At 70.7% G+C, this 19196-nt stretch carries 24 protein-coding genes and 1 tRNA gene; 9 read left to right on the top strand and 16 right to left on the bottom strand.

Translation table 11 applies throughout. The features are described 5' to 3' along the window. Positions 1-7: 7 nt before the first annotated feature. From AC4NMM_RS09590 to AC4NMM_RS09570, 5 genes are all read right to left on the bottom strand, one after another. Positions 8-1084, bottom strand: coding sequence for a CNNM domain-containing protein (locus AC4NMM_RS09590; RefSeq protein ID WP_096394863.1), 1077 nt, complete (start codon positions 1082-1084; stop codon positions 8-10). Positions 1085-1187: 103 nt separating this feature from the next. Next, the gene (hisS, locus tag AC4NMM_RS09585) at positions 1188-2510 is read right to left on the bottom strand and encodes a histidine--tRNA ligase (protein ID WP_096394861.1); all 1323 of its coding nucleotides are present in this window, start codon (positions 2508-2510) and stop codon (positions 1188-1190) included. Between the two features lie 105 nt (positions 2511-2615). Further along, entirely contained in the window at positions 2616-3071 is a 456-nt protein-coding gene (locus AC4NMM_RS09580; protein WP_096394859.1) for a DUF892 family protein, read from the bottom strand. 93 nt (positions 3072-3164) lie between these two features. Continuing rightward, entirely contained in the window at positions 3165-3758 is a 594-nt protein-coding gene (locus AC4NMM_RS09575; protein ID WP_096394857.1) for a DUF7411 family protein, read from the bottom strand. Next, positions 3759-4112 (bottom strand): DNA-binding protein, encoded by a 354-nt coding sequence (locus tag AC4NMM_RS09570; RefSeq protein ID WP_096394855.1) that lies wholly within the window; start codon positions 4110-4112, stop codon positions 3759-3761. It abuts the gene before it with no gap. 138 nt (positions 4113-4250) lie between these two features. Between AC4NMM_RS09570 and AC4NMM_RS09565 the strand changes: the two genes are divergently transcribed. Further along, a complete protein-coding gene (locus AC4NMM_RS09565; RefSeq protein ID WP_096394853.1) occupies positions 4251-5396 on the top strand; it encodes a 60S ribosomal export protein NMD3 in 1146 nt (381 codons plus the stop codon). Between the two features lie 129 nt (positions 5397-5525). On the opposite strand, the gene AC4NMM_RS09560 is transcribed toward AC4NMM_RS09565, so the two are convergent. Beyond that, the gene (locus tag AC4NMM_RS09560) at positions 5526-5717 is read right to left on the bottom strand and encodes a DUF7317 family protein (protein WP_096394851.1); all 192 of its coding nucleotides are present in this window, start codon (positions 5715-5717) and stop codon (positions 5526-5528) included. Positions 5718-5815: 98 nt separating this feature from the next. Between AC4NMM_RS09560 and AC4NMM_RS09555 the strand changes: the two genes are divergently transcribed. Continuing rightward, positions 5816-5971: a hypothetical protein gene (locus AC4NMM_RS09555; protein WP_157745957.1), complete on the top strand. Its 156-nt coding sequence runs from the start codon at positions 5816-5818 to the stop codon at positions 5969-5971. Between the two features lie 23 nt (positions 5972-5994). Here AC4NMM_RS09555 and AC4NMM_RS09550 read toward each other — a convergent pair whose 3' ends face one another. Further along, on the bottom strand, positions 5995-7899 hold the full coding sequence (locus tag AC4NMM_RS09550) for a helicase C-terminal domain-containing protein (RefSeq protein ID WP_096394849.1): 1905 nt from the start codon (positions 7897-7899) through the stop codon (positions 5995-5997). A 93-nt stretch (positions 7900-7992) separates the two neighbouring features. Between AC4NMM_RS09550 and AC4NMM_RS09545 the strand changes: the two genes are divergently transcribed. Further along, the gene (locus tag AC4NMM_RS09545) at positions 7993-8223 is read left to right on the top strand and encodes a hypothetical protein (protein ID WP_096394847.1); all 231 of its coding nucleotides are present in this window, start codon (positions 7993-7995) and stop codon (positions 8221-8223) included. Positions 8224-8274: 51 nt separating this feature from the next. Here AC4NMM_RS09545 and AC4NMM_RS09540 read toward each other — a convergent pair whose 3' ends face one another. The 3 genes from AC4NMM_RS09540 to AC4NMM_RS09530 all read right to left on the bottom strand — a co-directional run bounded on the left by AC4NMM_RS09540 (position 8275) and on the right by AC4NMM_RS09530 (position 10299). Beyond that, a complete protein-coding gene (locus AC4NMM_RS09540; protein ID WP_096394845.1) occupies positions 8275-8739 on the bottom strand; it encodes a DUF302 domain-containing protein in 465 nt (154 codons plus the stop codon). 314 nt (positions 8740-9053) lie between these two features. Next, a tRNA-Glu gene (locus AC4NMM_RS09535) sits at positions 9054-9128 on the bottom strand. A gap of 94 nt (positions 9129-9222) precedes the next feature. Next, positions 9223-10299: a M20/M25/M40 family metallo-hydrolase gene (locus AC4NMM_RS09530; protein ID WP_096394843.1), complete on the bottom strand. Its 1077-nt coding sequence runs from the start codon at positions 10297-10299 to the stop codon at positions 9223-9225. 105 nt (positions 10300-10404) lie between these two features. Between AC4NMM_RS09530 and AC4NMM_RS09525 the strand changes: the two genes are divergently transcribed. Further along, positions 10405-11496, top strand: coding sequence for a zinc-dependent metalloprotease (locus tag AC4NMM_RS09525; protein WP_096394841.1), 1092 nt, complete (start codon positions 10405-10407; stop codon positions 11494-11496). Between the two features lie 12 nt (positions 11497-11508). On the opposite strand, the gene AC4NMM_RS09520 is transcribed toward AC4NMM_RS09525, so the two are convergent. Beyond that, entirely contained in the window at positions 11509-11922 is a 414-nt protein-coding gene (locus AC4NMM_RS09520) for an SHOCT domain-containing protein (RefSeq protein ID WP_491924163.1), read from the bottom strand. 102 nt (positions 11923-12024) lie between these two features. Between AC4NMM_RS09520 and AC4NMM_RS09515 the strand changes: the two genes are divergently transcribed. Continuing rightward, a complete protein-coding gene (locus tag AC4NMM_RS09515; protein WP_096394837.1) occupies positions 12025-12672 on the top strand; it encodes a non-canonical purine NTP pyrophosphatase in 648 nt (215 codons plus the stop codon). An 18-nt stretch (positions 12673-12690) separates the two neighbouring features. Here AC4NMM_RS09515 and AC4NMM_RS09510 read toward each other — a convergent pair whose 3' ends face one another. Further along, complete coding sequence (locus AC4NMM_RS09510) at positions 12691-14031, bottom strand: class-III pyridoxal-phosphate-dependent aminotransferase (RefSeq protein ID WP_491924162.1); 1341 nt, start codon at positions 14029-14031, stop codon at positions 12691-12693. 246 nt (positions 14032-14277) lie between these two features. Between AC4NMM_RS09510 and AC4NMM_RS09505 the strand changes: the two genes are divergently transcribed. The 4 genes from AC4NMM_RS09505 to AC4NMM_RS09490 all read left to right on the top strand — a co-directional run bounded on the left by AC4NMM_RS09505 (position 14278) and on the right by AC4NMM_RS09490 (position 16022). Beyond that, positions 14278-14640 carry an Hsp20/alpha crystallin family protein gene (locus AC4NMM_RS09505; RefSeq protein ID WP_096394833.1) on the top strand — a complete coding sequence of 121 codons (363 nt, stop codon included), beginning with the start codon at positions 14278-14280 and terminating at the stop codon, positions 14638-14640. A 193-nt stretch (positions 14641-14833) separates the two neighbouring features. Further along, positions 14834-15472 (top strand): deoxyribose-phosphate aldolase, encoded by a 639-nt coding sequence (gene deoC, locus AC4NMM_RS09500; RefSeq protein WP_096394831.1) that lies wholly within the window; start codon positions 14834-14836, stop codon positions 15470-15472. Between the two features lie 74 nt (positions 15473-15546). Then, a complete protein-coding gene (locus tag AC4NMM_RS09495; protein WP_096394829.1) occupies positions 15547-15774 on the top strand; it encodes a hypothetical protein in 228 nt (75 codons plus the stop codon). Between the two features lie 71 nt (positions 15775-15845). Beyond that, entirely contained in the window at positions 15846-16022 is a 177-nt protein-coding gene (locus AC4NMM_RS09490) for a hypothetical protein (RefSeq protein WP_172863956.1), read from the top strand. 34 nt (positions 16023-16056) lie between these two features. Here the strand turns inward: AC4NMM_RS09490 and AC4NMM_RS09485 are convergent, their stop codons facing one another. From AC4NMM_RS09485 to AC4NMM_RS09470, 4 genes are all read right to left on the bottom strand, one after another. Then, entirely contained in the window at positions 16057-16890 is an 834-nt protein-coding gene (locus tag AC4NMM_RS09485; protein WP_096394827.1) for an ABC transporter ATP-binding protein, read from the bottom strand. Further along, positions 16878-17681, bottom strand: a complete 804-nt coding sequence (locus AC4NMM_RS09480) for an ABC transporter permease (RefSeq protein WP_096394825.1) — start codon at positions 17679-17681, stop codon at positions 16878-16880. The genes AC4NMM_RS09485 and AC4NMM_RS09480 overlap by 13 nt, the downstream gene beginning before the upstream one ends. Further along, positions 17681-18709: an ABC transporter substrate-binding protein gene (locus AC4NMM_RS09475; RefSeq protein ID WP_491924161.1), complete on the bottom strand. Its 1029-nt coding sequence runs from the start codon at positions 18707-18709 to the stop codon at positions 17681-17683. The genes AC4NMM_RS09480 and AC4NMM_RS09475 overlap by 1 nt, the downstream gene beginning before the upstream one ends. 264 nt (positions 18710-18973) lie before the next feature. Further along, positions 18974-19195, bottom strand: a complete 222-nt coding sequence (locus AC4NMM_RS09470) for a DUF8149 family protein (protein ID WP_017344002.1) — start codon at positions 19193-19195, stop codon at positions 18974-18976. Position 19196 lies beyond the last annotated feature (1 nt).

Here is a 19196-nt window from a genome sequence, read left to right as displayed (position 1 = left end):
GGCTCCATTATAAGTTGCCGGCATCCAACGGGTCCTCCAGCTGGCCCATCACCGCCTCCATCGCGTCGGTGGCGGTGAGCAGCCCGACGACCTCGCCGTCCTCGATCACCAGCGCGAGCTCCTGCGACTCCGCCTGGAACTGGTCGAAGGCGTCGCTGACGCTCGCGTCCGCCGACACCGTCATCGGCGGGGCCGCGACGTCCGCGAACGTGAGGTCGCCGTCCCGGAGCTCGTCGAAGCGGCTCACGATCGACGGGGCGTACACGATCCCCTCGAACTCGCTCAGGTCGTCGCCGACGAGCGGGAAGCGGCTGTGCGGGGTGTCCCGGATGCGGTCGAGATTCTCCTCGGCGGAGGCGGTCGTCGACAGCGAGATCACCTCGTCGGCCGGCGTCAGCACCTCCCGCACGGCGAGCTCGTCGACGTCGAGGGCGTTGAGGACCTCCTCGCGGCGCTCCTCGGGGAGTTCGACCTCCTCCATCATCGAGCCGAGGCGGTTGCGGAGCTGCGCGCGCGTCTCCAACACCTCCTCTTCGGCCTCGGTCCACGAGCCGGTCATCTCCACGCCGAACAGCCCGAGGGTGGCCTTCGCGACCCAGTCGCCGAACTTGATCAGCGGGGAGATGAGCCACGCGAACCAGTAGAGGGGTCGGGAGCCGTACCCGGCCACCTGTTTCGAGCGCTCGACGCCGAGGTACGTCGGCGTCTGCTCGCCGTGCGTCAGGTGGACCATGTTGATGAGGAAGAAGCCCAACAGGGAGCCGGCGCCGGCGGACGCGAGCGCCGTGTTCTCGAAGAGCGGGGCGAAAAGCGCCGCGAGCCCCGGCTCCGCGACGATACCGAGGGCGATGGACGTCCCGGAGATCCACACCTGACAGGTGGTCAGGTAGAACTCCAGGTCGTCGGTCATCTCCCAGGCGCGCCGCAGTCCGGGGGTGTCCATCTCCGACTCGGGGTACTGCCGCAGGCGCGTCAGGCCGAACTCGATCGCCACGAAGTACGCGTTGATCAGGATGAGGGCCACGCCCGCCGCCACGCGGAGGCCGATCTCGACGGGGGGCATCGCCGTCGCGAGGGGGATCATCGTTCCCCCGTCCCGCCGCGCGCCTCAAAAGCGTTCAGGGATCGGGTCGCCGCCCCGCGGCGTCCGGGCGCGTCGCCCCTCCGTTCGACCGCGAGCCGCGGCGCTACGCGTAGTCCTCGTAGGTCGGCAGCCCCGACTCGGGCGGGAACTCCTCGACCGGAACAGTCGTCTCGTCGCCGCTCGCCATGTCCTTCACCGTGTACTCGCCGTTCTCCAGGTCGCGCTCGCCGACGACGACGACCGTCTCCGCGTTGATCGAATCGGCGTAGCCGAGCTGCGCGCCGAACGAGCGGTCGGAGACGTCCTGCTCGACGACCACGTCGTCGCCGAGCGCGCGGAGGTCGCCCGCGAGCGCGGCGGCCTCGCTCCGCGTGTCGCCCACGCTGAGCACGTAGTAGTCGGTCGAGAGCTCCTCGTCGGGCCAGACGCCGGCGCGCTGGCAGAGCAGCTTGAGGGTGGCGTGGCCGGGCGCGACCCCGACCGCGGGCGTGGGCTGGCCGCCGAAGCTCTCGATGAGGTCGTCGTAGCGGCCGCCGCCGAAGACGGAGCGGGAGACCTCGCCGGTGGAGTCGAAGCACTCGAAGACGACGCCAGTGTAGTAGTCGAGCCCGCGGGCGGTCGTCAGCGACACCTCGCAGAACTCGCCCGCGCCGAAGTCGTCCGCGGCGGCCAGCACGTTCCGGAGGTTCTCGACCGCCGCTTCCACGTCCTCGCCGCCGGCCTCGGCGACCGCGTCGAGGTCGTCGACGGTCTCGACGCCCGAGATGAGGTCGTCGAAGTCGCTCGCGGTGTCGCGGGCGAGCCCGGCGTCGGAGAGGAGGCCGACGTACTCGGCGTCATCCACCTTCGCGCGCTTGTCGACCGCGCGGATGGCGGCGGCGGTGTCGACCGCGTCGGGGTCGTCGGCGAGCGAACGGACGAGGCCGCCGAGGATGTCGCGGTGCGAAACGCGGAACTCGAAGTCGTCGCCGGTGAGTCCGAGGTCCGTCAGGGCGTCGGCGGCGACCGCGAGCACCTCGGCGTCGGCCTCGGGCGCCGAGGAGCCGAACACGTCGATGTTCGTCTGGTAGAACTCGCGGAAGCGGCCCTGCTGGACCTGCTCGTAGCGCCAGAACGGCCGGGTGGACATCCACTTGATCGGCTTCGACAGCTCCTGGCCCTTCGCGACGACCATCCGGGCGACGGTGGGCGTGAGCTCGGGCGTCATCGAGACGCCGCGGCCGCCCTTGTCGTCGAAGGCGTACAGCTCCTCGACGATCTCCTCGCCGGACTTGTCGACGTACATCTCCGTCCGCTCCAGGGCGGGGGTGGCGATCTCGCGGAAGCCGTGGCGGCTCGCCGCGCCCTCGATCGCGTCGGTCACCTCGCGGCGAGCGGACTGCTCGCCGGGGTAGAAATCTCGGAATCCCTTGAGGCCGTCGTACATGGGCGTCGCTTCGGCGAGCGCCCGCTTGAAAGCATCCTTTCGGGGGCGGGGCTCGTGCCCACCGATGCGCGCTCCGGGGGCAACGAGGCGCGGCGCCTCGCCCGTCTATTCGCGCTGGTACTCCTTCTGGAACCCGCGGAACTCGGTCCGGTGGGCCTCCTCGTCGGAGAGCAGCGTCACGGCGAGGTCCTCGGTGACCGGGTCGTCGGCTTCCTCGGCGGCGTCGATCAGCTCTCGGTACGTCGCGATCGCGTCCTCCTCGGCGTCGAGCACGCCGTTGATGACGGCCAACACGTCCGTCGAGTCCGCGGGGGGCTGGAGCGACTCCTGGCCGGCCGTGAACTCGGCGGACCCGGGCGGACGCGCGTCGAGCTGTTTGAGCCGCTGGCCGAGCTGTTCGGCGTGGCCGAGCTCCTCCTGGACGTCCTGTTTGAGGCTCTCTTTGATCTCCTCGGCGCGGACGCCGTCGAGGACGATCGCGTTTGTCTGGTAGTTCATCACGGTCTCGATCTCGTCGGCGTACGCGGTCCGGAGCAGGTCGACGACTCGTTCGGATGACATACCGAACGCTACGCCCGCGGGGTCGAAAGTAGTTCCGGCGGTTCCGGGTCGGCGGGAGGCCGTCGACCGCGGACGGATCGCCGCGCCGGCCGATCAGTCGTTCCGGCCGTGGACGTACGTCTGGTCGTGATCCGGAAACACGTCGCCGACGGTCCCTTCGCCGTACTCGTCGGCGATGAGCGTCCGGAGCTCGTCCTCGTAGTCCGCCTTCGGGACCTCCTCGCTCGGCCCCTGCTGGACGTCGAAGGTGGCGTCGACGAGCGCGTCGACGGCGTGGCGGCCGAACCCGGAGAGCGGGGAGATGTAGTCGATCTCGTTTCGGTCTTCGAGACTCTGCGCCTGCGCCCGCGACACCGTGGGGACGCGGTCGTCGCGGCGCGTGCCGTCCGCGATGGCGTCGACGTCGAGGGCGGCGATGGTCTCTAAGGCGTGTTCGTGGACGCGCTGGATCCCGTTCCGGGGGTAGCCGTCGGCGACCATGGTCTCGGCGGCGCTCTCGGCCACGTCGCGGTCGAGGTCGACGCGCTCGAACGGGAACCCGAGCTCGGCGGCCGCCCGCTCGGCGTGCTCCCAGTCGTCCGTGAGCCCGAAGCTCCCGGTGACGCAGCGGACGTCGTAGAACCGGTCGAGCAGGTGGGCGGCGAGCGAGGAGTCTTTCCCCCCGCTGTACAGCAGCGCGAGCTCCATCTACCGGTGTCGGATGTCGAAGCTCTTCTGCTCGGGCTGGAGCTCCTTGAGGAGCTCGCGCATCTGGTCCTCGTCGATCTGTCCCTGAATCCGCCCGCTCTGCGCCAGCGCGGCGACCTGCTGTTTCACCTTCTCGCCGAACTGCGGCTTCGACATCTCGACCGCGTTGAGCCGCTGGCGCGCGCCGTCGGTCAGGTGCTGTTTCAACACCGCCTCCTGCTGGGCCTCGGCGCGCTCCTGAGCCTCCTGTTGGGCCTCGGCGGCGTCGCCCTCGCCGCCCTGTCGCTCGCGGAGCTCCTCCATCTTCTGTTCGCGCAGTTCCTCGAGCCGTTCGTCGTCGGGGTTGCCGCTCATACGCGTCCGTTCTCGGTCCGTGCGAAAAACCATTTCGGAGGTCGCGACCCGCGCGGCCGGCCGGAACCGGCTCGCGCCCGCGACGAGAGCGGGGGCGGTCCGCGCGGTTTAAACGGATCCTCGGCGTAGCCGCCGCCAATGAGCGAGTCGCGGGAGTTCTGTCCGCGCTGCGGCGACCCGGTCCCCGAGCGGCGCGACCCCCTTCCGGGCGAGCCGCGCGGGCGAGACGCGCTGCTCTGTGACGACTGCTACTTCGAGGACTTCGACTTGGTCGACGCGCCCGACCGGATCGAGGTGCTGGTGTGCTCCGGCTGCGGCGCCGTCAGGCGCGGCGAGTCGTGGCGCGACGTCGGCGCGCGCGACTACACCGACGTGGCCGTCGACGAGGTCGCGGAGGCGCTCGGCGTCCACGTCGACGCCGCGGACGTCGAGTGGGGCGTCGAGCCCGAGCAGGTCGACGAGAACAACGTGCGGATGCACTGCCGCTTCTCCGGCGTGGTGCGCGGCACGCTCCGCTCGGCGGAGGTGACGGTCCCGGTGAAGATCTCGCGCGGGACCTGCGACCGCTGCGGGCGCATCGCCGGCGGCTACTACGCCGGGATCGTCCAGGTCCGCGCCGACGAGCGCGACCTCACGCCCGCCGAGCGCGCCGAGGCGCTCGACATCGCCGAGCGGTACGTCGCCGACCAGGAGGCCGACGGCGACCGGGAGGCGTTCATCACGGAGGTGAACGAAACTGACGACGGGCCGAACATCAAGCTCTCCTCGAACCGCCTCGCGCAGAACGTCGCGACGCGGATCACCGAGTCGCTCGGCGGGAGCTTCGAGTCGTACCCGACGCTCGTCACCGAGGACGGCGACGGCAACGAGGTGTACCGCGTCACCTTCGCGGTCCGGCTCCCGAAGTACGCGGCAGGCGAGATCGTCGACCCCGAGGACGGCGACGGGCCGGTACTCGTCACCGGCGTCTCCGGCCGGATCCAAGGCGTCCGGCTCGCGAGCGGCGCGGAGTACACGTCGGCGTTCGCGGACGGGGAGGCCCCCGACGCAACCCGGCTCGGCACCCGCGACGACGCGGCGGAGACGACGGTCGTGACCGTCGAGGACGAGAACGCGATCCAGGTCCTCGACCCCGTCACCTACGAGGCGAAGACCGTCCCGAACCCGACGTTCGTCGACGACGACGCCGACTCCGTCCTCGCCTTCGAACACGACGGCGACGTCCACCTCGTGCCGGCGGAGGGGACGGAGCCGGCCGCGGAGTCGGCTCCGAGTCGGGACTGACGCTACTCGCGGACCGCGTCCGACTCGCTCCGAGAGCCACCCACGCGAGAGCCGGAACTGATCGTTCGTGGAAGAGAGCCGTGAAATCGGGTCGGCGCGTCGACGTCGTCAGCGGGGACGGGGAGACGCTCAGTCGGCGCGGGCGGGCTGTTCGCGGCCGAGCGCCGCGGCGCGCTCGGACTCGGTTACGTCGATCCCGCGGCGTTCGAGCTGCTCGATGAATTCGGCCTCGCTGAGCCCTGCCTGTGCGGCCGCCTGCGACAGCGTCAGGGTTCGCGCACCGTACAGCGTCAGCGCACTCGACAGCCCGTTCGTGGCCATATATCCAGTAGTCGCGTGAGGGATTATGAAGGTTACTACTTCATGGAGGGCCCTGATACACCTTATACGATATATATTGGCGTATGATCGGCGCGGGAGTGATAATACGACTCGCGCGCCGCCACCCCTCGCCCGCAGGAGTTAAACGGTTCTGCGGTCGACACGGCGGCATGGACAGACAACAGATCATGGCGCTGTTCTTCGCGTTTCTCATGGTGAGCTCCATGGTCGCGTACGGCGTCTCGCTGCTGTGACGGCCGCGCCGCGGTAGCCCTCGTCAGCCGTCGCCCCACACGTCCGACAGCGGGTGGTCCTTCCGTCGGTCCGCGTCCCGCTCGGAACGGGTCCGAACCGACTCGTCGCCGGTCGCTTCGCTGTCGGCGGTCGCGTCGCCGTCACCGGTTTCCGAGCCGCCCTCGCCGCGCGACGAGTGACCCGCGTTCCCGCTCTCTGACCCGCCCGAACGGCGACTCCGCCGCCGTCCCGCCCCCGCACCGCCGGACGGCGACGCGTCGATGCCTGCCAGCGCCGCCTCGGGATCGAACGCCGGCAGCGACCGGGTCGTCATCGCGTCGACCTGGTCGCGGAACCAGTCGGGCGTGTCGGCCTCGGCGCGCTCGAAGAGGTCGAGGAGGGAGTCGTCGGCGAGGTACGTCGCGCCGTAGTCGTCGGGCGCGCGGACGACCCGGCCGCACGCCTGGATGACCGTGCGCAGTGCCGTGCGGTGGTACCACGCCCACTGACCGTCCTCCAGCCGGCGTGCGACCCGCGAGTCGTTCGTGTTCCGGTACGGCGCCTTACACACCACCTGCCACCGACAGAGCTCGCCCTTCAGGTCCAGCGCCTCCTCCATCTTCACGGAGACGAACACCTCCGGGTCGGAACTGGCCTTCCACGCCTCCAGCTCGGCGTCTCGGTTCTGTCGGTCGTGGCGCCTGACGCGCGCGGCGACGCCGAACTCGCCGAGGCGCTCGGTGAGCCGCTCGGCGATGTCGTACGAGTGCGCGTGGATCAGCCCCTTCTCGTCGGGGTGTTCCGCCATCAGACGGACGATCAGGCGCGCGATCTTCGGGGTCGTCTCGTCGCGGTGCTCGTACGTCATCGACCCCTGCGTCACGTCGTACAGCGGCCGGTTCGCGAGCGGGAACGTGTGCTCGACGTCGACGAGGGCGACGTCGGCGGGGTCGAGGCCGACGCCGCGACAGAACGCCTCCTTCGAGAGGATCGTCGCCGACAGTAACGCGAAGCGGTTGCCGCGGTCCCACACCGTGTGTCTGAGGTACCGCGCGGGGTCGAGCGGCTTGATGTCGATTGGGGACCCCTCGCCGCCCGCCTGGTCGACGACCCACGAGGTCGGCGACTCCGGGTCGCGGTAGTCCTCTAAGAACCAGCCGAGCTCGCTGATGAGCTCCTGGAGTCGGTCGCGGCGGGCGACCTCCTCGCGGTCGAGCTCCGGGCGACCCACCAGCTCGTCTTTCGCTCGGATCGCGGCGTCGCGGAGCGCCTCGACGAACCGCGCGGTTCGGTCGAGGGCGTCCTCCTCGGGACCGGCGTCGGCCGCGACGTCGGGGACGCCCACGTCGTCCCACACCGGGACACGCTCGGGCGAGATCTCGATGGTGGCGTACATCTCGGCCCACTCCGCGAGCCCGTGCGCCTCGTCGATCACGACGACGTCGCGCTTCCGGAACACCTCGGAGCCGGCGGTGCGCATGAAGTACGCTAACGTCTGTGCCGCGAAGCGGTTGCCGGAGGCGATAGCGCGGTCGGAGAAGTACGGGCAGCGGTGTCGGATCGAGCAGTCGAACCCCTGCTGGCGCGCGCAGGGCGCGCGGTTCACGGGCGTGTCGTGCTCGCCCGGGAGGACGCAGTCGTAGTTCGACTTCCCGCGGATCACCGCGAGGTCGTCGAGGAGGTCGTCGGCCTCGACGTCGTCGATCTGCGACACCTGCGGGGTCGTGTAGTAGGCGCCGGTCGCCTCGCTGGGGGCCGCCTCGCCCGCGGTCTCGGCCGCGCCCATGATCGCGCGGGCGAGCAGCGACTTGCCGCTGCCCGTCGGCGCGCGCACCAGCACGACTCGGTTACCGGCCGCGAACGCGTCGCGGATGTCGTCGAGGGCCTGCTCCTGCGCCCCGCGGAAGCTCGGCGCGGGGAACTCGGCGGGGATCCGGCTCGGGTCCACACGACGCTCTCGCGCGCTGTCGGAATTAAATCCTCGCTTGGGCGGCGGGCGCGACAGCTATTCGTGGTCGGAGCCGGTAGCAATAGAGGAGCGATGAGCGACGACGGGGTTCTCGGGTCGCTGTCCGCGGTCGGTCTGCTGAGCCTCTGCTGCATCGGGTTCGGCGGGCTGGCCGGCGGGGCGGCGGTGGTCGGCGGCTCCGCCTCCGCGAGCGCGTTCGCGACCGGGGCGACGAGCGCGCGCGGCGCGCTCGTCTCCGGGGCAGTCACGTTCGGAACCGTCCTCCTCGCCGCAGCGGTGATCCGCTGGCGGCTGGACCGGTGAAAGCGGGCCGCCCGGGAGCGGTCAGCGGAGGGCGCCCGCCGAGGACGGCGACTACGCCCGGCCGTGCGTCTCGATGTTCTCCCAGACGACCGCCATCAGCTCTCCGGTCTTCGCCACCAGCTCCTCGACGGCGTCCCCGTCGCCCCCGGCCGCCGACGCGCAGCCGAGGTCGCGGATCGCCTTCGTCGCCGAGACGTGGTGGACGTGGACGCGGTCGTCGCCGGCGCGCTCGTACACGACGGTGGTACACGGGAGCATGCCGGCGAGCGTGGGATCTATCCGCAACGCGTCGTACGCGATCTCGGGATGACAGACGACGATCAGCGCCGTCCGCTTGACGTCGTCGTGGCCGAGCATCCCCTCGATCATCTCGTCGAGGCGCGTAACGCGCACCGTCTCGAAGTCGGCGAGCTCGTGTTCGAGCTGGACGAACGGCACCGCGTCCTCGAAGGGGAGGTCGACCGTCGTGTGGAGCGCCTCGTCGGCGGTCGGCGCGGGGAGTGCGGCGTCGCTCATGCGAACTCCTCGCACTCCACCGGATAAAAGCCCGTCTCGCCGTTCAACGCCTGCCGCTACCTCTAACGGCACCGTCGGTCGCGACCGTCGGAGTCGAAACGAACCGACCGCGGGCGAAGCGGCTACGCGGTCGTTCCGAGCGGCGAGAAAGCGACGACGCGGGACGCTCCGGCTGGGATTTGAACCAGAATCAGACGTGTTCGCTTCGCTGCGCGCGTCTGATAGGGTTCAATCCGCTCTCATCGATTTCTCTCACTTCGTTCGAGAGCCCGCTGAGCGAAGCGGATATTGACTGACGAAGTCAGTCAGAAAGATGCTCCGGCTGGGATTTGAACCCAGGTCATCACCGTGAGAGGGTGATATGATTGGCCGGACTACACCACCAGAGCACGTCCGTTCGTCGCAATCTACGGTAGGAAAGACGATAGTAAAACAGTTCCGTTTCGACGCCGCCGTGCCCCGGTTTGTCGTGGCGAGCCGCGCTCAGACGTCGACGGCGAACGGCGTCGACGCCGCGTCGAGATCGCCCGCCGCCGCGCCGATCGCGGCGAGGAGGTCGGCGACCGCGTCGAGGTCGGTCGTGTCGATCACTTCGACCGGCGTGTGCATGTACCGGTTCGGGATCGAGACGTTGAGCGCGGGCACGCCGCCCCGGGCGGTGTAGAACGCGTCCGCGTCGGTGCCGGTGCGGGTGCCGGCCGCCTGGAGCTGGACCTCGAGGCCGGCGTCGTCGGCCGCGTCGCGCGCGAGGTCGACGAGGGTGGGGTGGTTCGCGCTGCCGCGGCCGATCACCGGGCCGGCGCCGAGCTCGACCGGACCGCGCCGCTCGCGATCGACGTCCGGATTGTCGGTGGCGTGGGTGACGTCGACCGCGACGAACGCGTCGACGTCGTCGAGGTCGACGCCGACCATCCGGGCGCCCTGTAGCCCGACCTCTTCCTGAACCGTCGAGACCGCGTAGACGGTGGCGTCGACGCCGGCCGCGGCGGCGCGGCGGAGCCCCTCCGCGGCCGCCCACGCCCCCGCCCGGTTGTCGACTCCGCGGGCGGCGATCCGGTCGCCGACGAGGTCGCGCACGCCCGACGAGAACGTGACCGGGTCGCCGACCTCGACGTGCTCGCGCGCCGCCTCGGCGTCCTCGGCCCCGATGTCGACGAACTGGCCCGCGACGTCCTCGTACTCCTCGTCGCCGCCGTCCCGCAGGTGGATCGCGGTCTGGCCGATCACGCCCTGAACGGGCTCGTCGGCGTGGACCGTCACGTGCTGGCCCTTCGAGACGGTGCGGTCGGAGCCGCCGATGCGCCCGATGCGGAGGAAGCCGTCGTCGAGCACGTCGCGGACGATGAACCCGATCTCGTCGGCGTGGCCGGTGACGGCGATCGCCGGCGCGTCGGGGTCGCCCTCGTGGACCGCGACGGCGTTGCCGTACGCGTCGGTGTCGACCCGGTCCGCGAACTCGCGGACGTAGTCGGTCCAGACCCGCTGTGCGGCTGTCTCGAACCCCGAAGGGCTCGGCGTCGCGAGGAGGTCGTCGAGGAACGCGCTGCGCTCGTCGTCCATACGCGCGGGTCGACCGGCCCCGGCAAGAAGACACCGATGGCGGGCCGTGCCGCCGGGAGCGGGCGGCGACACAAGCGCTTTGGGGCGGCCGCCCGTCCGATCGGTATGGACATCCTCCGAAGCGTCCGGACCGTCGCCGAGGCCGAGGGGCCGGGCGTCGTCGACTGGGACCGGGCCGCGGCGGCCGCGAAGGACGCCACGGACCCCGGGTCGATCGCCCTCACCGACGCGGAGCGCGCGGGGTACGCCGCCGACGTGCGGGACGCCCGAACCCGGCTGGCCGACACCGCCGGGATCGAGTTCGACGTGCCGGACACCGTCGAGGTGCAGAACCGCCACCACTGGATCGACGCGAGCGTCGGCACCTTCCGACGCGTGATGGACCCGATCGAGGCGGCCGCGACCGGCGACGGCGAGGAGGTCGGAGCGGTCGGGACTCCCGGAACCGACTCGCTCGACGTGATGCCGGACGGCTCGCCCGGGCCGACCGGCCCCGCGCCCGGCGCCGCCTTCGCGCGGGACCTGTCGCGGGTCGCCAACACGGGCTCGATGGCGTTCGCCTTAGGCTTCCTCGCCCGAAACGTCCTCGGCCAGTACGATCCCCTCCTGCTCGCCGACGAGCCGGACGCCGAGCACGGGCTCTACTTCGTCCACCCGAACATCGTCGCGGTCGCGGCCGCGCTCGACGTCGACTACCCCCGGTTCCGCCGGTGGATCGCGTTCCACGAGGTGACCCACGCCGCGGAGTTCGGCGCGGCGCCGTGGCTGCCGGAGTACCTCGAATCGCGCGTCGAGCGCGGCGTCGAGGGGATGGTCGGCGGCGCGGGCGGCGTCGAGGGGATAACCGGGCGCGGGCTCGACCCCGACGCGTTCGCGGAGCTCCAGGCCGCGATGACCGCGGTCGAGGGGTACGCCGAGGTGCTGATGGACCGCGCGTTCGACGGCGAGTACGCCGACCTCCGGGCGAAGCTCGACGAGCGGCGCGGCGGCGGCGGCCCCGTGCGCCGGCTCGCGCAGCGCCTGCTCGGACTCGGGCTCAAGCGCCGGCAGTACGAGCGCGGCGCGGAGTTCTTCCGACACGTCGCCGACGCGCGCGGCATCGAGGCGGCGGGGGCCGTCTGGGAGCGCGCCGAGAACCTGCCGACCGCCGCGGAGATCGACGACCCCGAGGCGTGGCTCGTCCGGGTCGACCCCTGAGCGCGGGGCGAGTCACTCCAGTTCGAGGTCCCGTTCCCGGGGTTCCTCGCCCCGGTCGGACTCGATCCGGTCGAACCGCTCGTCGAGGTCCTCGGTCGCGAGCAGGCGGTCGAGTCTGCGCTCGAACTCGGCCTCGTCGATCTCGCCGGTCGCGTACCGCTCGCGCAGCGCCGCGACCGGCCGGTCGGCGGTCCCCTCGCTCGCGTGCGACGCGGTCGCCGACTCGTCGCCGGACGCGACGAGCGGGAACTGCTCGCCGAGCACCAGCACCAGCGGAATGAGGATGAAGAAGCCGGTGATGAACAGGGCCGGCCCGAGCGTCACAAGCGGAGCCGGGAGGAGGACGGCGGACAGCGAGGTGAGCCCGAACGACAGGATCGCGATGAGCCCGATGAGTCGCTTCTTCTCGAACGTGGGGAGGGCCATACGCGAGTGCTGTCGTCGGCCCGACAAAAACGTACTGCCACAGGCGGCCGGTTCCCGCCCGCGACCGACGGCTATTCGTCGCGGGCGCGCCCACGGCGATCCGTGCTCAGGTACGTGACGACGAACCCGGGGAAGGTGCGCGAGGCGGAGCGGTACCTCCCGGACGGCTCGGTGGAGCGGCTCGACTTCGACTACGCGGAGGTCCAGGCCGACGAGCTCGGCCCGATCGCGGCGCGGGGGGCCCGCGAGGCGTACCGCCACGCGGACGCGCCGGTCCTCGTCGACGACGCGGGGCTGTTCGTCGAGGGGCTCGACGGCTTCCCGGGGCCGTACTCGTCGTACGTCGAGGAGACGCTCGGGATCGAGCGAGTCCACGATATCGCCGCCGACCTCGACGACCGCCGCGCCGCCTTCCGCTGCGTCCTCGGCTACTGCGACGGCGAGGGGTTCGCGGCGAGCCCCGACCCCGTCGACCGGGGCGACCGCGACGCCGCCGCGGCGGCGGGGCCGGACGGCGAGGGTAAGGCGGGGTCGGGCGGGACCGACGCGGACCCGCTCCCGGTGAAACTGTTCGAGGGGTACGTCCCGGGCCGGATCGTCGCGCCGCGGGGGGACGGCGGGTTCGGGTACGACCCGATCTTCGAACACGACGGCGAGACGTTCGCGGAGATGGACACCGACCGGAAGAACGCGGTGTCACACCGCGGACGGGCCTTAGCGAAGTTCGCGGAGTGGTACGCGGATCGATAGCGAGCGACGATCGCGAACTTACGCCGCGGCCGCGATCGCGTCCGCGAGGAGGTCGCAGCCGAGGTCGATCTCGCGTTCGGTGACGTCGAGCGGCGGGAGGACCCGGAGGACCTTGTGACCGCACGCGAGCGTGAGGAGACCGCGCGAGAACGCCTCGTCGACGACCGCGTCCCGGCGCTCCTTCGTGTCGAACTCGACGGCGAGCAGCAGCCCCTTCCCGCGGACGTCCTCGACGGGGTCGAGGGCGGCGTCGCGCATCGTCTCCTTGAACTGTCGGCCGCGGACGACGGCGTTGTCGGTGAGGTCCGCCTCCTCGATCGCGTCCAGCGTGAGCGCGCCCTGCGCGGAGGCGATCAGGTCGCCGGCGCCCCAGGTCGAGGAGAGGCGGCCGGTCTCCTCGGGGAACACGTCGCTCCGCGAGACGGTCGCGCCCACGCGGAGCCCCTTCCCGCTCGCGATCACGTCGGGGTCGTACGCGTAGTGGTCCGAGCCCCACATCTCGCCGGTGCGGCCGACGCCGGTCTGGATCTCGTCGGCGATCACCGTGATGTCGTGTTCCTCGGCGAGCGCCGCGATCTCGTCGGTGAACGCCTCGGAGGGGAACCGGTAGCCCCCCTCACCCTGGATCGGTTCCATGATGAGGTAGGCCACGTCGTCCGGGTGGACGTTCCCGCGCTCCGGGTCGAGCTTCCTCCGGAGCCGCGAGACGCCGTCCGCGAAGAAGCCGCACGAGCAGGTCTCGGGCGAACAGGTGCGGTCGTCGCAGAACGGGACCTCGGTCACGCCGCTGATCTCGGGGAAGTCGCGGCGGTACACGGACTTCGAGCGGTTGAGCGAGAGCGCGCCCAGCGTCCGGCCGTGGAACGCCCCGTCGAAGGTGATCGCGTACTTCGCGCCGTCAGAGGCGTCGTAGGCGATCTTGACGGCGTTCTCGACCGCCTCCGCCCCGGAGTTCGAGAGGAAGACGGTGTCCATCTCGTAGTGGCTCGTCAGGTCCGTCAGGCGGTCCATGAGCCCCGAGGCGCCGGGGATCCCGTCCCCGGGCGAGGGGCCGCCCGCGGCGTAGAAGTCCTGGCCGGCGATCTTCAGGGGGTCGACCAGATCGAACTCTTCGAGACGGTCCATTATCAGGGGGTTGTTGTACCCGAGCGGCGCGGCGGCGACGTGGCTGGTGAAGTCCATGAGGACGTTGCCGTCGACGTCGGTACAGAACGGCCCCTCGGCGGGCGCGGTGCGGTCCCAGACGAACTCGTAGACGTAGGTGCTCGGCGCGGCTGACTCGTGGTGGTAGTCGACCCACTCGCGAGCGCGCTCGCCGGGGAGGTCGGCGACGGCGGGCGCGGCGGTGTCGCGATCCATGCGTTGCGGTGGCACGCGAATGCAATAAATGCGAGGCGATCGCGAGAACGTTGGAGAATTCTCCAACGTCCGTTCGCCCGCTCTCGTCCGGGGCGGAGGCAGGATCCGTCGGCGCGGCGCCCCGAAGCGCGTGTTCGAATCGGAGACGGGCCGGGGCATAAATTGTGACAAACCCACATAATTCGTGATATTTTTATAGAATCGCAACCATAGTTGTGACTGAGTTCGAGGTGGTCAGCAATTCCCATGCTCGAACCGGCGAACACGTGGACGCAGGGAACCGATTTCCCGAGCCGACTGTTCGAATCCGGTAGCAACGACTACGAACTGTACGAGGAGGACGGCGAGTTCGTCCTCTCGGTCGAGCTCCCTGGGTTCGACCCCGCGGAGATCACCGCCTCGTGGAACGACGGCGTGCTCAACGTTGCCGGCGAACACGAGGACGAACGCCGCGGGACCCGCCGGACGTACCACCGGCGGTTCCGTTTCCCGAAGGCGATCGACGAGGACGGCATCGAGGCCGAGTACCGGAACGGCATCCTGACGGTCCGGCTCCCCGTGACCGTCGAGGGCGCCGTCTCCGGCACGGAGATCGAGATCGAGGGCTGACCTCGGCCCGCCCGCCCCGACCGACCGGCACCGCGCCGGTCGCTCCCTCCCGCTGTTTTCGCTCGAACGTGCCCGTTTTCGCTCGAACGCACCCGTTTTCGCTCGAACGCGCCCGTTTTTTCGCCGCCGATCCGTACCGAGCCGCGCGCGTCGACCCCGCACGCCTTTTACCGCCCGCCGCCACGGAGGAGGCATGAACCGCGAGGAGTTCGCCGCCAGCATCGACCACACCGTCCTCGGTCCCGAGACGACCCCGGCCGACGTGCGGACCGTTCTCGACGAGGCCGCCGCCCGCGGGATGAACGCCTGCATCCCGCCGTGTTACGTCGCCGAGGCGGTCGCGTACGAACGCGACCCCGAGGCGATCGCCACCGTGGTCGGGTTCCCGCACGGCCAGCACGCCCCCGGGGTCAAGCGCGACGAGGCGGTCGCGGCGTGGGAGGCGGGCGCCGACGAGATCGACCTCGTGATCAACGTCGGCCGGCTGAAGGCGGGCGACGACGGCGCCGTCGCCGACGAGCTCGCCGACGTCGTCGCGGCCGTCCCCGTCCCGGTGAAGGTTATCATCGAGACCGCGCTGCTCGACGACGCCGAGAAGCGCCGCGCCTGCGAGGCCGCGGTCGCCGCCGACGCCGACATGGTGAAGACCTCGACGGGCTTCGCCGACGGCGGCGCGACGGTCGCCGACGTGGAGCTGATGAGCGAGTACCTCCCGGTGAAGGCCTCCGGCGGCGTCGGCTCCTACGAGGAGGCGATAGAGATGCTCGACGCGGGCGCGGTCCGGATCGGCGCCTCCTCCGGCGTCGAAATCGTCGAGGGCTACCCGGAGTGACGGCCGGGGTCGCCGTTCTCCGAAGCTGGGAATTCCACTGGGCCGATTTATAAACGGAGCGCGTACTACGGGGTATGAGCCATCAACGGGGATCGCAACGCTTCGACCTCGACGCGGCGTTCAAGGCGTTCGGCGCGGTCGGCATCGCCATCTCGCTCGCGCTCATCGTGGGCGTGTTCGCGCTGACCGACCCGTTCGGCGACTACGTCACCGCGTCGCCCGCCGTCTTCGGCACCCTTCTCTCCGTCGCGCTCGTCGTCGCGGTCGGCTACACGACGTACGCGCTCCGGCGCCGACAGTAGCCGGGCACATGCCGCCGGCGTTCGACCGCGCGGCCGGGGGACATAAACCGCTCGCGGGCGGACGGTTTCGCATGACCGACGAGTCGACCGACGAGGCGGTGGAACGCTTCCTCGACCGAGCCGCGGCCGCGCTCGACGACTACGACGAGGGGTACGCCGACGCGGACGCGACGCTGGCGACGCTGCGCACCCACGTCGACGAGCTGTCCGCGAGCGTCGAGGAGAGCGGAGACGACGGGGAATCGTAGCCGGAGCGGCCGCGGGAGAGCGCCGTCGGATCCGCTACGGCCCGGCCCCGATCAGCTCTCGCACGCGGCCGACGTACTCCGCGAACGCGGCGTCGCCGCGCTCGCGCGGGCGCTCGGCGTCGACGTCGACGATCTCGCGGACGCGTCCCGGGTCGGCGGCCATCACGACGATCCGGTCCGCGAGCGTCACCGCCTCCGCGACGTCGTGCGTGACGAAGAGGACGGTCTTCCCGGTCGAGGCCCACACGTCGAGCAGCTCCCGCTGGAGCATCTCGCGGGTCTGGGCGTCGACCGCGCCGAACGGCTCGTCCATCAGCAGGAGGCTCGGGTCGACGGCGAGCGACCGGGCGATGGCGACGCGCTGTTTCATCCCGCCGGACAGCGACTTCGGGTAGGCGTCGCGGAACTCCGTCAGGCCGACCAAATCGAGCATCTCGTCGACCCGCGCCTCGCGCTCGGCCGGCGAGCGGCCGCTCCGTTCGAGGCCGAACCCGACGTTCTCCGCGACCGTCAGCCACGGGAACAGGTGGTACTCCTGGAACACCACGCCCATGTCCGTCGTCGGGCCCGTGACCTCGGTGCCGTCGAGCAGGACGCGACCGTCGGTCGCCTCGGTGAGCCCGGCCACGATCCGGAACAGCGTCGTCTTCCCGCAGCCCGAGGGGCCGACGAGACAGACGAACTCCCCGTCCGCGACCGAGAAGGACACGTCGTCGAGTGCGCGCACCGCGCCGCCGTCCCCGTCACCGGGGTACGTCTTCCCGACCCCGTCGAGGGCGACGCTCGCCGCCTCGGGGGCAAGAGGCGACTCGCCGGCCGCGGACGACCCCGCTGACTCGCTCACGTCGTCGCCGTTCACGCCCGCCACGCTAACGCCCTCCGTTCGACCGCGCGGAACGCCACGTCGACGAGCAGGTACATCAGGCTCAACACGAGGATGTACGCGATCGCCCGGTCGACGCGGAGGTTGTTGCTGGCGCGGATGATCTCGCGGCCGACCCCGGGGACGCCGAAGATCTCCGAGGCGACGACGAGCATCCAACACCGTCCCAGTCCCGTCCGGATCCCGGTCAGGATCCCCGGCATCGACGCCGGCAGCACGATCGACCGGACCGCGTCGAGGTCGCTCCGGACCCCCAGCGTCCGGCCCACGTCGAGGAGGTCCTCGCTCACGCCCTCGACGGCGCCGTACGCCGCGTAGAAGTTGATCCAGAACGCGCCGACCGCGATAATGAACGCGGCGCCCCAGTCGTTGATCCCGAACCACGCGATGGCGAACCCGATGAGCGCGAGCGGCGGCACCGGGCGCAGCGTCCGGACGAGCGGCGCGGTCAGGTCGTCGAGCAGGCGGCTCCAGCCGAACGCGACGCCCGCGGCCACGCCGAGGCCGGTCCCGGCGAGCGTGCCCGGGACCCAGTGCTGGACGCTCTGGTACAGCGCCGCCGTCATGTCGCCCGAGGCGAGTTCGCTCGCGAACGCCCCGGCGACCGCGACGGGAGAGGGAAGGACGAACGGGTCCTGCGTCAGCGAGACGGCGTGCCAGACGACGAGGAACGCCGCGACCCCGACGGCCCCGCGGAGCAGCCGGCGGCCGTCGCCGAGCCCGACGCCCGCGGACGCGTCGCCCTCCGCGACCGGCGATGCGGTTTCGGTCGCCATCAGAGGGAGTCGTACACCTCCAGATCGAAGATCGCGTCGTTCGACAGCTGCTCGTCGATCTGGCCGTTACCGGCCGCGAACTCCGAGAACACCTGCGTCGCGTCCGTGATCTTGTTGGGGTCGGTGATGAAGTTCGACAGCGGGGAGTCGAGCGCGTCCCGCGCGCGGTCGGTCGGCATCCCGATCCCCTCGTTGACGTGCGCGGCGGTCGCGTCCGGGTTCTCGCCGATGAACTCGGTCGCGCGGACGTGCCCTTCGAGGAACTGCGCCGCGAGCGGAGAGTCGCGCACCGCGTCGCTCATCAGGGTGACCGCGGCGGGCTGGCCGGGAAGGACCTCGGCCGCGGTCCGGAGCATCGTCACCGACGAGTCCTCCGCCTGCGCGATCGTCGGCACCGGCTCCATGATCGAGGTGCCGTCGATCTCGTCGTTGGCGATCGCCTGCCAGACCGAACTCGCGCCGCTGATCTCGAGGATCTCCACCGCGTCGTTCTCGGCGGGGTCGACGCCGACGTCGCGGAGCCAGTAGCGCAGGAGGACGTCGGGGACGCTCCCCTGCGGGAACGTGCCGAAGGTGAACGGCTCCCCCCGCTCTTCCTCCCACGTCGCGAACGCGTCGCCGCCCTCGGCCTCGAACGTCTCGTGGAACGACTCCTCCGCCATGATGCCCATCGGCTCCTGGATGTTCGCGGCGGTCACCTGCGCGGCGATGCCGCGGTCGATCGCGATCATCGCGGGGACGATCCCGAACATCGCGATATCGATGTCACCCCCGCCGAGCGCCTGAACGATGTCCGGGCCGTTGCTGAACTCCTGCCCGGTGACCTCGGCGTCGATCTCCGAGAAGTACCCCTCGCCCTCCATCACGTACCACTGGAGGTCCGGGTAGATCGGCATGTGCGCGACCGTCAGCTCGTCGAGTCCGCCGCCACTGCCGCCGCCGAGACAGCCGGCGAGGCCGACCGTCGCGGTTCCGCCCGCTGCCGCGAGGAACGACCGCCGCGACGCTGTCCGCGTAGATTCGTACATACACACGGAAGCGGCTCCGCGGGCAACACCCTCGCGTCACCAGCAACGGAAGCGCGTTCCGGTGACATCGATGAATCCGGAATTCGGAGCCTCTCGGGACTGAACACTGATTTTAAGGGGTATTTCGGAGCAAAGCACGTCATCGAACAACGCAATTGTTGCTGGTGTATTCCGCCGCATCGCGCGTCGTCGTTCTCGGTCGCGCGGCGCGTGTGCGGGAGTCGGTCAGCGGGCGACCCGGTCACCCGAATCGGGCGTGCGGTCTCACGGCCGCTCGGTCGCGTCCTCGTCGAACAGCCCGAGATCCTCGGCGACGAGGTCGGCGAGGCGGTCTTTGATCGCCGGGTCGACCTCGGCGACGGACTCGCCGTCGTGTTTCTGGGCGTTGTGTTTCTCGAGCGCGTCCGCGAGGTCGTCGAGCGGCACGCGGGTCTCCGTCTCGCACTCGTCGCACACGATCGGGACGGACGGCTCGTCGGTGGACATT

Source organism: Halorubrum sp. SD41 (assembly GCF_058630335.1).
The sequence above is the reverse complement of the archived record's forward strand: the minus strand, read 5'-3'. Positions and strand labels throughout refer to the sequence as shown.

Bases quoted from the DNA above. Each gene is read 5' to 3' on its own strand.
- AC4NMM_RS09590 (WP_096394863.1), bottom strand. From the start codon at position 1,084: ATGATCCCCCTCGCGACGGCGATGCCCCCCGTCGAGATCGGCCTCCGC.
- hisS (WP_096394861.1), bottom strand. From the start codon at position 2,510: ATGTACGACGGCCTCAAGGGATTCCGAGATTTCTACCCCGGCGAGCAG.
- AC4NMM_RS09580 (WP_096394859.1), bottom strand. From the start codon at position 3,071: ATGTCATCCGAACGAGTCGTCGACCTGCTCCGGACCGCGTACGCCGAC.
- AC4NMM_RS09575 (WP_096394857.1), bottom strand. From the start codon at position 3,758: ATGGAGCTCGCGCTGCTGTACAGCGGGGGGAAAGACTCCTCGCTCGCC.
- AC4NMM_RS09570 (WP_096394855.1), bottom strand. From the start codon at position 4,112: ATGAGCGGCAACCCCGACGACGAACGGCTCGAGGAACTGCGCGAACAG.
- AC4NMM_RS09565 (WP_096394853.1), top strand. From the start codon at position 4,251: ATGAGCGAGTCGCGGGAGTTCTGTCCGCGCTGCGGCGACCCGGTCCCC.
- AC4NMM_RS09560 (WP_096394851.1), bottom strand. From the start codon at position 5,717: ATGGCCACGAACGGGCTGTCGAGTGCGCTGACGCTGTACGGTGCGCGA.
- AC4NMM_RS09545 (WP_096394847.1), top strand. From the start codon at position 7,993: ATGAGCGACGACGGGGTTCTCGGGTCGCTGTCCGCGGTCGGTCTGCTG.
- AC4NMM_RS09540 (WP_096394845.1), bottom strand. From the start codon at position 8,739: ATGAGCGACGCCGCACTCCCCGCGCCGACCGCCGACGAGGCGCTCCAC.
- AC4NMM_RS09530 (WP_096394843.1), bottom strand. From the start codon at position 10,299: ATGGACGACGAGCGCAGCGCGTTCCTCGACGACCTCCTCGCGACGCCG.
- AC4NMM_RS09525 (WP_096394841.1), top strand. From the start codon at position 10,405: ATGGACATCCTCCGAAGCGTCCGGACCGTCGCCGAGGCCGAGGGGCCG.
- AC4NMM_RS09520 (WP_491924163.1), bottom strand. From the start codon at position 11,922: ATGGCCCTCCCCACGTTCGAGAAGAAGCGACTCATCGGGCTCATCGCG.
- AC4NMM_RS09510 (WP_491924162.1), bottom strand. From the start codon at position 14,031: ATGGATCGCGACACCGCCGCGCCCGCCGTCGCCGACCTCCCCGGCGAG.
- AC4NMM_RS09505 (WP_096394833.1), top strand. From the start codon at position 14,278: ATGCTCGAACCGGCGAACACGTGGACGCAGGGAACCGATTTCCCGAGC.
- deoC (WP_096394831.1), top strand. From the start codon at position 14,834: ATGAACCGCGAGGAGTTCGCCGCCAGCATCGACCACACCGTCCTCGGT.
- AC4NMM_RS09495 (WP_096394829.1), top strand. From the start codon at position 15,547: ATGAGCCATCAACGGGGATCGCAACGCTTCGACCTCGACGCGGCGTTC.
- AC4NMM_RS09490 (WP_172863956.1), top strand. From the start codon at position 15,846: ATGACCGACGAGTCGACCGACGAGGCGGTGGAACGCTTCCTCGACCGA.
- AC4NMM_RS09480 (WP_096394825.1), bottom strand. From the start codon at position 17,681: ATGGCGACCGAAACCGCATCGCCGGTCGCGGAGGGCGACGCGTCCGCG.
- AC4NMM_RS09475 (WP_491924161.1), bottom strand. From the start codon at position 18,709: ATGTACGAATCTACGCGGACAGCGTCGCGGCGGTCGTTCCTCGCGGCA.
- AC4NMM_RS09470 (WP_017344002.1), bottom strand. From the start codon at position 19,195: ATGTCCACCGACGAGCCGTCCGTCCCGATCGTGTGCGACGAGTGCGAG.